Source organism: Streptomyces angustmyceticus, from assembly GCF_040701845.1.
GTDB lineage: Bacteria > Actinomycetota > Actinomycetes > Streptomycetales > Streptomycetaceae > Streptomyces > Streptomyces angustmyceticus_A.
Window position 1 is genome coordinate 85,660 of the sequence record NZ_JBFBHQ010000002.1, and the last position, 11,957, is coordinate 97,616.

Here is an 11,957-nt window from a genome sequence, read left to right on the forward strand (position 1 = left end):
GCACCGCCGCGAGACCGGTCGCGGGTCGCCCCTGATGACGTACTCCGCCCCGGTGGCCGCCCCCGCCGTCCCCCTGCCGCATGCGCGTCGCGACATCCGGCTGTTCTGGTGGGCGGGCACCTGCGACGCGCTCGGCAGTCAGACGGCCGGATTCGTGCTGCCGCTGCTGCTGTTGAGCCTCGGCCGTTCCCCCGCGGAGGCCGGTGCCGTCGCCGGGCTCGGTGCGGCCGCCACGCTGGTCCTCGGCCCGCTCGCCGCGGTGCCCGCCGACCGCGGAGCCCGCAAGCAGGTCATGGTGGGCGCCGCGCTGGTGTCCGCCGCGGCCATGACCGGGGTCACCGTGGCCGTCGCGGCGGGGCCGGTCCCGTTGGCCGTGCTCCTGGCCGCCGTCCTCGTCGAGCGGTGCGCGAGCGCCTGCTACGAGGCGGCGTCACTGGGCACCGTGGCGCTGGTGAGTCCCCCGCGGGAGCACCGGCGGGTGCTGTCCCGATTACAGGCGGGGGAGCGGGGCGCACTGGTCGCCGGGCCCACGCTGGGCGGGCTGCTCTTCGCCGTCGGTCCTTGGCTGCCGTTCCTCGTGGACGCGCTGTCGTACGCCGTCGCGGCGGGCGGCATCCGCGCCATGCGCTGCCCGCTGTCCCCGTTACGGGAGCAGCGTCCGCGGGCCGCCCGTCCGCGGCGCGCCCGGCGGGCCGTGTTCGCCGAAGCGGGGGCGGGCGTGGCGCTGGTCTGCCGGGAGCCCTTCCTGCGGCTGGCGCTGGTGTGGATCGCGGCCGTCAACTCCCTGCTCGTCGCGCTGTATTACACGACGGTCTTCGCCCTCCAGGACCACGGCCGGGGTGCGGCTCCACTGGGGCTGGTCCTCGCGCTGGCGGGGGCGGCCGGCCTGGCCGGGGCGCTGGCGGCGCCCCGGCTGGTGCGGCGGCACGCCGCGGCGAGCGTGCTGGTACCGGTGTCCTGGCTGCTGGTGCCGCCCGCCGCGGCCCTGGCGGTGGCCCGCGACGCCTGGCAGTTCGGGCTGCTGCTCGGGCTCCTCTGCTTCCTGACGCCCCCGGCCACCGTGGCGCTGCAGGCCCACATCATCCAGCTCACCCCGCCCGCGCTGCAGGCCCGCACCGGCACCGTCCTGGCCACCGCGTCGGGCGCCGCGGCGGCCCTGGCACCGGCCCTGGCCGGACTGTCCGCCGGCCGGGCCGGGGCCGCGGCCACCTGCGCGGGCTGCGCGGTGCTGCTGACCGTGCTCGCGCTGTACGTGACCTGGGCGGCACCGCGCCGCACCCGCGGCACCGAGGAGGAGACCGGATGAGCGCGACCGTGACAGGCGCCGACGTCACGCCGCCCGGCACCGGATTCCGGGTCTACCGGCCGGCCCTCCCCGAGGTCTGCCCCGGCGATCCGGCGCGCATGGCCCTGGCCGCGGACGCCGACGGCCGCTGCGAGATCTTCACCTGGAACGCCGCCACCGGCGCCGCCCGCCAGGTCACCGACAGCCCGGAGGGCACGGTGCACTGCGCCGTCGACGCGGAAGCCCGGGTGTGGTGGTTCGCCGAGGACCGCGGCGGCCACGGGCTCTGGTACTTCCAGGACTTCGAGGGCGGACCGCGGCACCCCGGCCTGACCGGGCTGCGACCGGGCCTCCCGTGCGGACTCGCCTTCAGCGACGCCGGCACCGTGGCCCTCGGCCTCGGGGACGGCCGCTCGATGACCGTCCATCTCGGCACACCGGGCGGCCCGGCCCGGCGGCTGCGCACCGTCGACGGGGCCGCGCTGCTGACCGGGATCTCGCCGTCCGGCGGGCTGCTGGCGCTGTCGGGGGCGGCCGGCTCCGACCGTGCGGTCACCCTCGTGACCTGCTCAGGGGCGGTTCTCGACCGGCTCTCGGGGCGGAGCGGCCGGCTGTGGGCGCTCGGCTTCGCGCCGTCCCTGTCGGCCAGCGAACTGCTGCTGGTCCAGGAGGACAACGACCGCTACCGACTGGCCAGTTGGCGGCCCGGCACCGGACTGCGGCCGCTGAACTGGTGCCGCTTCGACACCGAGATCACCGCGCGCTGGTACCCCGAAGGGCGACGGGTCCTCGTCCGTCAGGACCGTCACGGCCGCTCCGCCCTCACCACGGCCGACCTCGACCGGCGCACCCTGACCCCGGTGCCCTGCCCGCCCGGCACCCTGCTCGACGCCGCCCCGCACCCCGGCGACGACGTGCACTACCTCTGGACCGACACCGCCACCCCGCCCCGGATGCGCTCCACCGCGGGCACCCGGCTGCCGGCGCTGCCCGCCCTGCCCGCCCCCGCACCCGGCCGGCACCGCGACCTGTGGACCCCCGGCCCCGACGGGCCCGTGCACACCCTGCTCAGTGAACCGGAGACCGCACCCGGCCGCAGGCCCCCGCTGGTGTTCCTGGTGCACGGCGGCCCCGCCGACCACGACCGCGACGCCTACGACCCGCAGGTGCACTCCCTGGTCGCCTCCGGGTTCGCGGTCGCGCGGGTCAACTACCGCGGCTCCACCGGCTACGGCCCCGGCTGGCGCGCCGCCTATGGCGAGGGCGTCGGGCTCACCCAGGTCGCCGACCTCGTCGCGGTCCGGGCCGACCTGCTCCGCCGCGGCCTGGCCCACGAGGACGCGATCGGCCTGTGGGGCACCTCCTGGGGCGGCTACCTGGCCCTGCTCGCCCTCGGCACCCGGCCGGAGCTCTGGCAGGCCGGCGTCGCCGTCAAACCGGTCGCCGACTGCGCCGCGGCGTACCGCACGGGCACCCCCGCGCTGCGGGCCCTGGACGAGCGGCTGTTCGGCGGCACCCCCGACACCGTGCCCGGACGCTACGCGCGCAGCTCGCCGCTCCACTACGCCTCCGGCGTCCGCGCCCCGCTGCTGGTGATCGCCGCCACCCGCGACGTCAAATGCCCGCCCGGCCAGGTCCGCAGCTACCTCGCCGCCCTGCGGAAGGCCGGCGTCGCGCACGAGTCCCTGTGGCTGGACACCGGCCACGACGGCTACACGGGTGCCCACCACGTGGCCGCCCTGCAGCGCGCCATGGGTTTCCTCGGCCGCCACCTGCGCCGCACCCCGCGGCCCACCGAACCCCCCGTCCCCCAGCGGACGGGGCCTCCGGGAGCACCGGCGAGCCCGGCGTCCCCCGGAATGTGAGATCCGTTCCCGCACCACCGGCAGAACAGGAGACACCACCATGCAGAAGGACATCATCCACAACGACCCGCTCGCGGGTGACGAGGAGAACCGCAAGCCGGGCATCGGCATCACGGTGACCGTCCCGTTCCGCAACGCCGAGGACACCGAGGAGGACTGACCCTCCCCGGCCGGCCCGGTGCACCGCCGGGCCGGCCGGTTCGCCGCTCGCCACCGGACGGCCGCCGGCCGCCTCCCTTCCACCCCGCCGCCTACGAGGAGCCGACATGCGCGTCCTGCTGGTCAACATGCCCTGGTCCCCGATCGACCTGCCGTCCCTCGCCCTCGGAATCCTGCGACGCAGCGTCGACGAGCGCACCTCCGGTCACGCCGACGTCCTCCACGCCAACCTGGAGTTCACCGACTGGATCACCCGGCGCACCGAGTTCACCGCGGACGACTACCAGTTCTATGCGCTCTCCTCGTACTTCATGGGATGCGGCGACTGGGTGTTCTCCTCCGCCCTCTACGACGATCCCGCATGGCGGGTACCGGAGTTCCGCGCCTCCATGCGCGGCAAGCTCCGGGACGAACGGATCCGGATGTCCGAGGAACTGCACCGCGTGGTACCGGAATTCGTGCAGGAGACCGCCGAGCGGATCGTCGCGGCCGGGCCCGACGTCGTCGGCTTCACCTCCACCTTCCAGCAGAACACCGCCGCGCTCGCCGCCGCCAAGTACGTCAAACGCCTCGCCCCGCACATCGTCACGGTCATGGGCGGCGCCAACTGCGACGGTGAGCAGGGCGAGGCCGGCCACCGCAACTTCCCCTTCCTCGACTACGTGGTCCGCGGCGAGGGCGAAGCCGCCTTCCCCCAACTGCTCACCACCCTCGACGAGGGCGGCGACCTCTCGGCCGTCCCCGGCCTGTGCCACCGGAGCCCCGGCGGCACCAGCACCGCCAACCCGATGAGCACCAGCCCGCTGCCGCCCGCCACCATCCTGCCGCCCGACTACAGCGGCTACTTCGAGCGGCTGGCGTCCTCCGTCGCCCGCAACTGGGTGGAGCCCAAGCTCGTCGTCGAGGGGGCCCGGGGGTGCTGGTGGGGCGAGAAGCACCACTGCACCTTCTGCGGACTCAACGGCTCCTTCATGCAGTTCCGCAGCAAGAGCCCGGACACCTTCTACGAGGAGATCATGGATCTGGCGCGCCGCCACCGGGTGCTGGACATGTACGTCGTCGACAACATCCTCGACATGGGCTACCTCAGTACCGTCCTGCCCCGCATCATCGACAGCGGCTACGACCTGCGCCTGCACATCGAGATCAAGGCGAACATGCGCCGGCCCCAGCTGCGCACCCTCGCCGACGCCGGGATGATCTACGTCCAGCCGGGCATCGAGAGCCTGAACAGCCGGGTGCTCGACCTGATGGACAAGGGCGTGAGCGGCTGCCAGAACGTCCGTATGCTCCGCGACGGAGCCGAGACCGGACTCTCCGTCTCCTGGAACTACCTCCACGGCTTCCCCGGCGAGACCGCCGCCGACTACGAACCGGTCATCGCCCAACTGCCCGCACTGGAACACCTCGACCCGCCGGTCGACCTCTCCGCGCGCATCGCCATCGAACGCTTCAGCCCGTACTTCAACCGGCCCGAACTCGGCTTCACCGGCCTGCGGCCCGAGGAGCACTACCGCTTCACCTACGACCTGCCCGAGTCCGAACTGTACGACCTGGCCTACGTCTTCGAGGCACCCGAACGCGGCATCGGGGAGACCACCGTCACCTCCCTCAACGACGCCCTGGGCGCCTGGCGCAAGCACCACGTGGACAGCAGGCTCACCCACACCGACCTCGGCGACCGCATCGTCTGCGTCAGCCGCCGGCGCGCCTTCGACTGGGGAGCCATGGAACTCACCGCGCCCCTGGAGATCGCGGCCTTCCGGCTCCTCGACCAACCGCACGCCCCGGCCGCGCTGACCCGCAAGCTCGCCGCCCGCCTGCCGGAGCACCCGGTCGACGAGGCCGCCGTGCACACCCTGCTCCAGCACTGGGTCACGCTCGGGCTGGTCTTCACCGACGGCGGCCAGTACGTCCACCTCGCGCCCGCGGCCGTCAACGAGGACCTGCTGCGGCTCGACTTCATGCGCCACCGCCACGCCGTGCCCACCGCGCAGCAGACGCCGGACGCGCCCCGGGCCGTCGTCCACGCCTGACCGCCGCCCACGAGGAGACCCCCATGACCTGCACCACCACCCACGCCCCCGGGGCGCTGACGCTCGCCGCGTGGCGGGACTACGACGAGGACGCCTGCGCGCTGCCCGGCATGAGCCTGGGCGAACTCGACCTGACCGGCCCCCCGGAGGAGGACGCCGCCCGGCTGTGGGAGCTGGGGGTTCGGCGGGTGCGGCTCGCCGGGGAGATCGACCTGACGGCCGTCGACGACCCCGCGTCCGCCGCGCACGCGGTCCGGCGGCTGTGCCTGATCCGCGATCTGACGGCACGCGCCGTGCTGGTCCAGTGGGAGCTGCGCCTGCCGGCGGAGCCCGCCGACGGCTGGCGCGAACTCAGCCACCTCCAGCCGCCCCGCACCCTCACCGGCCCCGCCGACGCGGCGGACGCGCTCGCCCAGTGGCGCGACGAGCACTACCTCTGCAAGTGCCTGTGGCGCGAGGGCCCCGGCTTCGTCCAGATCCGCGACCGCCGCTGGGGCAACCTGCGCCGTTTCACCGCGGACGAGCCCGCCTACCGGACGGCGATCGCCCAACTCTCCTACGGCGCACCGCTGTCGGCCGTACCCGAGGCCATCGCCGCCGACTTCCTGGAGGAGCGCCTGGTCTCCCGCACCGGGCCGCTGCTGTGGTGGCTGCCGTACCGGGTGAACCGGTGGATCCAGGAGGCGATGGCCATCTGAGGCACCCGTGGGGGGAGGGGCCCGGGGGGAGGGCGCGCCGCCGCACGGCCCCGCCCGGCCCCTGGCGGCGCGGGCGGGGCGGCCCGGCGGACCCCCTCCTCGTGCCGGACGCCGCGGCCGCGCCGGGGCCGGGTTCGCTTTCGGTGGTCGGGCGGTGACCACGGGTTCCGGTTGCGGGCGGGCGGCCGTCTGACCCCGAGGGGCGGTCCGCGGTGCCTCGCACGGGGGATGCGGGCGTGGCAAGGTGGGGGGAGAGGTTTTGCCTCCCTCGCCCGTTCCCCGATACCGAGGTGGAGGCTCGCATGGACGACAAGGAGTTCTTCCAGGCAGTGGCGCATCGCACGGGTTTCTCCCGCCAGGAAGCGGCCGACCTCACCCGTGCCACTCTCGAGACGCTCGCCCTTCGCCTGAGCGCCGGCGAAGTGCGCGATCTGGCGCTCGAACTTCCCGAGCCGCTGCGCGACTCGCTCCAGCGGGGGCGGAGCGCCATGGTGACCTTCGGCCCCGACGAGTCGGTCCGCAGGGTGCGCGAGCACACCGGGCTGACCAAGGCGGAGGCCACCCGCGGGGTCCGGGCGGTGCTCGGCACGCTCCACGAGGTCATCTCGCAGAAGGAGTTCGACCACGCCATGTCCCAGCTCGGCAAGGAGTACGCGCCGCTGGTGGAGACCGGCTGAGGGGGCGTTCCGGGGCGGGGCGGCGGCCTCGCTCGCCGGGCTGTGGCCGGTCAACTCCGGCTGTGGCGGCGATCGTCGGTCGAAGGGCGCCAGGGGAGGCGGCAGGAGCACGCGGCAGCAAAAAGGCTTGACGGGGCCGAACTCCGATGGTGCAGTGGATCATCCACTCAGTCACTGACTCACTCGGTGCACCGAGTGGGGCACTGGCGATCGCTGCCCTGGGAGGGAAACCGTGGAGACGCTGCCCCGTGAGACCGTCGTCGACGTCCTGGAGAACCGGCTGCGGGAGGAGATCCTCACCGGGCGCTATCCCGCCGGCGACTATCTCCCCACCGAGCGCCGGCTGGCGGAGCGGTACGGCGTCAACCGCACCACCCTCAAGCACGCCTACGGCCGTCTCCTCCAGGCCGGCCTGCTGGAGACCCGGCACGGCGTGGGCACCAAGGTGCGCGACTACCTGCGCCTCGGCGGCGCCGATCTGCTGCCGATGCTGGTACGGCACAGCCCGGACTGGATCGGTGAGATCTTCGAAGTGCGGCGCAGCATCGGCGCGTTGATCGCCGAGCGGGCCGCCGCCCGCTCGGGCCGCAAGCACCACGAGGAACTGCGTGAACTGCTGGCGGCGGTGCGGAGCGCAGAGGGCGGCGACGCCGTACAGCTGGCGGACATCGAGGTGCACCGCGCGCTCGCCCGCGCCACCGGCAACCGCGTCTATGTGCTGCTGACCAACACCCTCTTCCACGCCTATCTGCCGGTCCGTTCCGCTCTGGTGCGGCCCTTCACCGACCCGGAGGCCGCCCACGCCCGGCTGGTGCCGGTGGTCGAGGCCGTGGTGGCGGGCGAGCGGGACGCCGCGCGCGCCGCCGCCGAGAGCTATCTGACCGCCACCGAGCGGATCATGCTGGAGGAGCTGGCATGAGCGGCGGCGACAACGCCCGCGGGACGGCGTTCACCGAGACCATGCTCGGCTCCGCCCGGCTCGACGGGGAGGACGGGAGCCGGCGGGCCCGGCTCGACCTGCGGGTGACGGCGCCCCACGTGCTCCGGCCGCTCGGCACGACCACGGCCCGGGTGAGCGGCCGCCTGCGCATCGCCGGCTGGGCCGACGACCCCTGCGCCACCGGCGAGATGGAGATCTCGCCGCTCGCCCGGCGCCGCATCCGCTACCGGCTGGCCTTCACCGTCCAGGGCCGCCGGCTGACCCTGGACGGCTGGAAGTCCGTCTCGGCGCGCCGCCCCGTCCGCTCGATGACGGTCCTGCCCTACACGCTCTACGACGGGGAGGAACGCCTCGGCACCGGCACCCTGCGCTTCCCCCTCGCCGCCGGCCTGGCCCCCTTCCTGGGCAGCGTCCGCTTCCCCCGCCGCGAGGACGGCGGCCACCAGTTGGCACCGCGCTGGCGCGGGGAGCGGGGCCGCACCGAGGTCTGGTACACCACCGTCACCGACCCGGCGACCGGCCGCGGGCTGTGGCTGCACCACGAACTGACCGCGCCGGCCGACGGATCCCCGCCCTTCGCGCACGGCTGGGCCGCCGTCTTCCCCGCGGCGGCCCCGGACGGTCCGCAGGACGCGGTGCGGCACACCCGCTTCGGCCCCGAGCCCTGGCGCGGTGGCGAGGACGGCTTTCGCGCGGACGGCATCGCCGTCCGGCCCGGTCACCTCGAAGGAGCGGCCGGCGACTTCCGCTGGGAGCTGACCGAACGCCCCGAGGACACGCCGCTGTTCACCTTCCCGCGCTGGTCCTGGCGCCGCCCCCTGCTGCCCGCCGCCCAGATCCTGCCCGCCGCCCGCGCCACCTACGACGGCACGGTCGCCTACGGCGGCGAGAAGCTGACCCTGCACGGCGCGCCCGGCGCCTCCGCCCGCATCTACGGCCACGGCAACGCCCACCGCTGGGCCTGGCTGCACGCGGATCTCGGCAGCGGCGAGGTACTGGAGATCGTCGCCGCGGTCTCGACGCGACCGGGACTGCGCCGGCTGCCGCCCCTGGTCTTCCTGCGGCTGCGCCGCGGCGGCCGCACCTGGCCCCGCCGGGCGGAGCGCACCGCGTTCGGCTGGGCGGGGCTCGGCCGCTTCCGCGCCGCCCTGGGGCGTCCGGACTGGAGCGTGACGGGACGCGCCGGACTGCGCCGCATCCGGGTCGAGGTGAGCCTGCCGGCCGAGCGCACCCTGCGGCTCGACTACGCGGACCCCGACGGCAGTCCGGCCGTCTGCCGCAACAGCGAGACCGCCGACGCCGTCGTCCGCCTGGAACGCTGGTGGGGACGCTGGCGCCCCGAGGAGGAGTGGCTCCTCGAAGGAACCGCGCACGCGGAGGTGGGGGAGCGATGAGCACCGCCGGATTCGTCGCGGCCCTCCTCGCCGACGACGGCGGCACACCCTGGCCGGGCAGGGTGCCCGGACGCCTCGACGCCCTGCTGGCCGCCATGCCCGCACCGGCCCGCGCCGGGGTGCGCGGCGCGGCCCGTGCCGTCGACGCCTATGCGCTGGCCCGCACGGGACGCCCGCTCGCCGCCCTCGGCCCGGACGAGCGGGACGAGATCATGACGGCGCTGGCCGCCCGGCCGCGCCTGGCACCACTGCTCGACCTGGTTAAGGTGCCGGTGCTGCTGGCCGCCGGCACGGAGCGGATGCTCGCGCACCGGGCCCCTACGGGAGACGGCACCGGAACGCCGCCGGCGCGCCCGCTCGCCCTCGCGCCGCCGGACGATCCGCCGCTGGACTGCACACCGGCCGCCGACTGGCCCGCGCGCAGCACCGCCGACGCGGTGGTGATCGGCTCCGGCGCCGGCGGAGCCATGGCCGCGCGGGTCCTGGCCCGCGCCGGACTGCGCACCGTCGTCCTGGAGGAAGGCGACCACCACACCACCGCGTCGTTCCGCCGCCGCACGCCTCTGGAACGCTTCGCGGAGCTCTACCGGGACGGCGGCGCCACCGTCGCCGCGGGCCGCCCGCCGCTGCTGCTGCCCACCGGACGCGCCGTCGGCGGGACCACCCTCGTCAACTCCGGCACCTGCTACCGCACCCCGGACCATGTGCTGGAGCGCTGGCGCACCGCCTTCGGACTCGACCTCGCCGACGGCTTCGGAGCGCACCTCGACGAGGCCGAACGCACCCTGGGCGTGGCCACCCAGCCCCTCGACGTCCTCGGCAACAACGGGCTGCTCACCCTCGCCGGGGCGGAGCGCCTCGGGTGGCGGGCCGCGCCGCTGCGCCGCAACGCCCCCGGCTGCCAGGGCTCCTGCCAGTGCGTCGTGGGCTGCCCCACGGGCGCCAAGCAGAGCGTGCAGCGCTCGGTGCTGCCCGACGCCTGTGCCGCCGGGGCCCGCATCGTCACCGGGGCGCGGGTGCGGCGCATCCTCGTGGACGCCGACCGGCCCGGTGGCCCGCGTGCGGCCGGGGTGGCCGTCGAGCGTCCGGGCGGCGGCGAGCTGGAGATCCTGAGCCCGCTGGTGGTTCTCGCGGCGGGCGCGCTGCAGTCGCCGCCGCTGCTGCGCCGCTCCGGGCTGGGCACCCACCCCCGGCTGGGCCGCAACCTCAGCGTCCATCCGGCGACCAGCGTGGCGGGCCGCTTCGCCGAGCCGGTGACGGCCTGGGAGGGCGTGCTGCAGAGCGTCGGCGTCGAGGAGCTGCACAGCGGCGGCATCCTCATCGAGGCGACCGCCACCCCACCGGGCATGGGCAGTTTCGTGCTGCCCGGCGCCGGTCGCGCGCTGCGCCACGAGGTGGACACCGCGGACCGGCTGGCAACCCTCGGCGCCATGATCGCCGACCGCCCCTCGGGCCGGGTCCTGGGCCGGGACCGCACCCTGCTGCGCTACGATCTCGATCCGCGCGACGCGGGCCGCCTGATGACCGCGGTTCGCGCCATGGGCGAACTGCTCTTCGCCGCCGGCGCCCGGGAGGTGCTGACCGGCATTCCCACCGCGCCGCGGGCCCGCTCCCTGGCCGAGCTGTCCGCCCTGCTGGACGGGGTGAGCGCCCGCCAACTCCATCTCTCCGCCTTCCACCCCACCGGGACCGTGGCCGCCGGGGCGGATGCCCGGCGCTGCCCCGCCGACGGCGCGGGCCGCCTGCGCGGGGTGCACGGGGTGCTGATCGCCGACGGCTCGCTGCTGCCCGGCTGTCCCGAGGTGAACCCGCAGTTGAGCATCATGGCCGCCGCCCTGGGCGTCGCGGAACGGGCGGTGGCGGCGGGGTGAGGGCCGGCGTCGGGGGAGGAGGCAGGGGGACCCCCGACGCGGACTCCCCGCGGCGGACCGCCGCCGGGCCCACCCGCCTCGCACACCGGGCTGCGATCATGGTGACCGCGTGACCACCTGACCACCACCCGACGGCGTGACCGCGTGTTCGTGACGGTCCGTCGAGGACGAGGACGGAGAAGGAGCACACGATGACCCGCACGCGAACGGTGACCTTTCCCTCCGGTGCGCAGGTGCCCGCTCTCGGGCAGGGCACCTGGCACATGGGGAACGACCCCGCACGGCGCGCCGAGGAGATCGCCGCCCTGCGGCGGGGCCTGGAGCTGGGGCTGAGCGTGATCGACACGGCGGAGATGTACGGAAACGGCGCCGCCGAGGACCTGGTCGGCGAGGCGGTGCACGGCCGCCGGGACCAGGCCTTCCTCGTGAGCAAGGTGCTGCCCTTCCACGCCGACGAAAGAGGCACGGTCGACGCCTGCCATGCGAGCCTGCGCCGGCTGCGGACCGACCGGATCGACCTCTACCTGCTGCACTGGCGGGGCAGTGTGCCGCTCGACGAGACCGTCGAGGCCCTGGAGTCCCTGGTGGCGCAGGGCAGCATCGGCGCCTGGGGAGTGAGCAATTTCGACGTCGGCGACCTCGCCGACCTGCCCGACGGCGCCCGCCCGCAGACCGACCAGGTGCTCTACAACCTCACCCGCAGGGGCCCGGAGCACGACCTCTTTCCCCGCTGCCGGGAACTCGCGGTCCCGTTGATGGCGTACTCGCCCGTGGAACAGGGCCGGCTGCTGGGCCACGACGCACTGACCGCCCTGGCCTCCGCCCGGGGAGCGACCCCCGCCCAGGTCGCGCTGGCCTGGGTGCTGCGCCACGACGACGTCATCGCCATTCCCAAGGCGGCCGGCGCGGCCCATGTCGAGGAGAACCGTGCGGCACTCGACCTGTCGCTCACCAACGACGACCTCCGCTTCCTCGACGACGCCTTCCCGCCCCCGTCCGGAAAGCAGCCCCTCGAGCTCCTGTGACGCGATG

At 75.1% G+C, this 11,957-nt stretch carries 9 protein-coding genes; all 9 read left to right on the top strand.

Translation table 11 applies throughout. The features are described 5' to 3' along the window. Positions 1-34: 34 nt before the first annotated feature. Complete coding sequence (locus tag AB0411_RS04350) at positions 35-1,306, top strand: MFS transporter (RefSeq protein ID WP_366415711.1); 1,272 nt, start codon at positions 35-37, stop codon at positions 1,304-1,306. Then, complete coding sequence (locus tag AB0411_RS04355) at positions 1,303-3,150, top strand: S9 family peptidase (protein WP_366415712.1); 1,848 nt, start codon at positions 1,303-1,305, stop codon at positions 3,148-3,150. The genes AB0411_RS04350 and AB0411_RS04355 overlap by 4 nt, the downstream gene beginning before the upstream one ends. Positions 3,151-3,416: 266 nt before the next feature. Then, positions 3,417-5,345: a RiPP maturation radical SAM C-methyltransferase gene (locus tag AB0411_RS04360; RefSeq protein ID WP_366415714.1), complete on the top strand. Its 1,929-nt coding sequence runs from the start codon at positions 3,417-3,419 to the stop codon at positions 5,343-5,345. A gap of 23 nt (positions 5,346-5,368) precedes the next feature. Then, on the top strand, positions 5,369-6,043 hold the full coding sequence (locus AB0411_RS04365) for a DUF5825 family protein (RefSeq protein ID WP_366415715.1): 675 nt from the start codon (positions 5,369-5,371) through the stop codon (positions 6,041-6,043). Between the two features lie 302 nt (positions 6,044-6,345). After that, positions 6,346-6,720 carry a DUF2267 domain-containing protein gene (locus AB0411_RS04370; RefSeq protein ID WP_366415716.1) on the top strand — a complete coding sequence of 125 codons (375 nt, stop codon included), beginning with the start codon at positions 6,346-6,348 and terminating at the stop codon, positions 6,718-6,720. A gap of 232 nt (positions 6,721-6,952) precedes the next feature. Further along, positions 6,953-7,639: a FadR/GntR family transcriptional regulator gene (locus tag AB0411_RS04375; protein ID WP_366415717.1), complete on the top strand. Its 687-nt coding sequence runs from the start codon at positions 6,953-6,955 to the stop codon at positions 7,637-7,639. Beyond that, entirely contained in the window at positions 7,636-9,054 is a 1,419-nt protein-coding gene (locus AB0411_RS04380; protein WP_366415718.1) for a hypothetical protein, read from the top strand. Before AB0411_RS04375 ends, AB0411_RS04380 begins: the two co-directional genes overlap by 4 nt. After that, positions 9,051-10,925, top strand: a complete 1,875-nt coding sequence (locus tag AB0411_RS04385) for a GMC family oxidoreductase N-terminal domain-containing protein (protein WP_366415719.1) — start codon at positions 9,051-9,053, stop codon at positions 10,923-10,925. Before AB0411_RS04380 ends, AB0411_RS04385 begins: the two co-directional genes overlap by 4 nt. A 191-nt stretch (positions 10,926-11,116) precedes the next feature. Next, positions 11,117-11,950: an aldo/keto reductase gene (locus AB0411_RS04390; protein WP_366415720.1), complete on the top strand. Its 834-nt coding sequence runs from the start codon at positions 11,117-11,119 to the stop codon at positions 11,948-11,950. Positions 11,951-11,957 lie beyond the last annotated feature (7 nt).

Excerpts from the sequence above, each read along its gene's own strand:
- AB0411_RS04350 (WP_366415711.1), top strand. The coding sequence starts at position 35 with ATGACGTACTCCGCCCCGGTGGCCGCCCCCGCCGTCCCCCTGCCGCAT.
- AB0411_RS04355 (WP_366415712.1), top strand. The coding sequence starts at position 1,303 with ATGAGCGCGACCGTGACAGGCGCCGACGTCACGCCGCCCGGCACCGGA.
- AB0411_RS04360 (WP_366415714.1), top strand. The coding sequence starts at position 3,417 with ATGCGCGTCCTGCTGGTCAACATGCCCTGGTCCCCGATCGACCTGCCG.
- AB0411_RS04365 (WP_366415715.1), top strand. The coding sequence starts at position 5,369 with ATGACCTGCACCACCACCCACGCCCCCGGGGCGCTGACGCTCGCCGCG.
- AB0411_RS04370 (WP_366415716.1), top strand. The coding sequence starts at position 6,346 with ATGGACGACAAGGAGTTCTTCCAGGCAGTGGCGCATCGCACGGGTTTC.
- AB0411_RS04380 (WP_366415718.1), top strand. The coding sequence starts at position 7,636 with ATGAGCGGCGGCGACAACGCCCGCGGGACGGCGTTCACCGAGACCATG.
- AB0411_RS04385 (WP_366415719.1), top strand. The coding sequence starts at position 9,051 with ATGAGCACCGCCGGATTCGTCGCGGCCCTCCTCGCCGACGACGGCGGC.
- AB0411_RS04390 (WP_366415720.1), top strand. The coding sequence starts at position 11,117 with ATGACCCGCACGCGAACGGTGACCTTTCCCTCCGGTGCGCAGGTGCCC.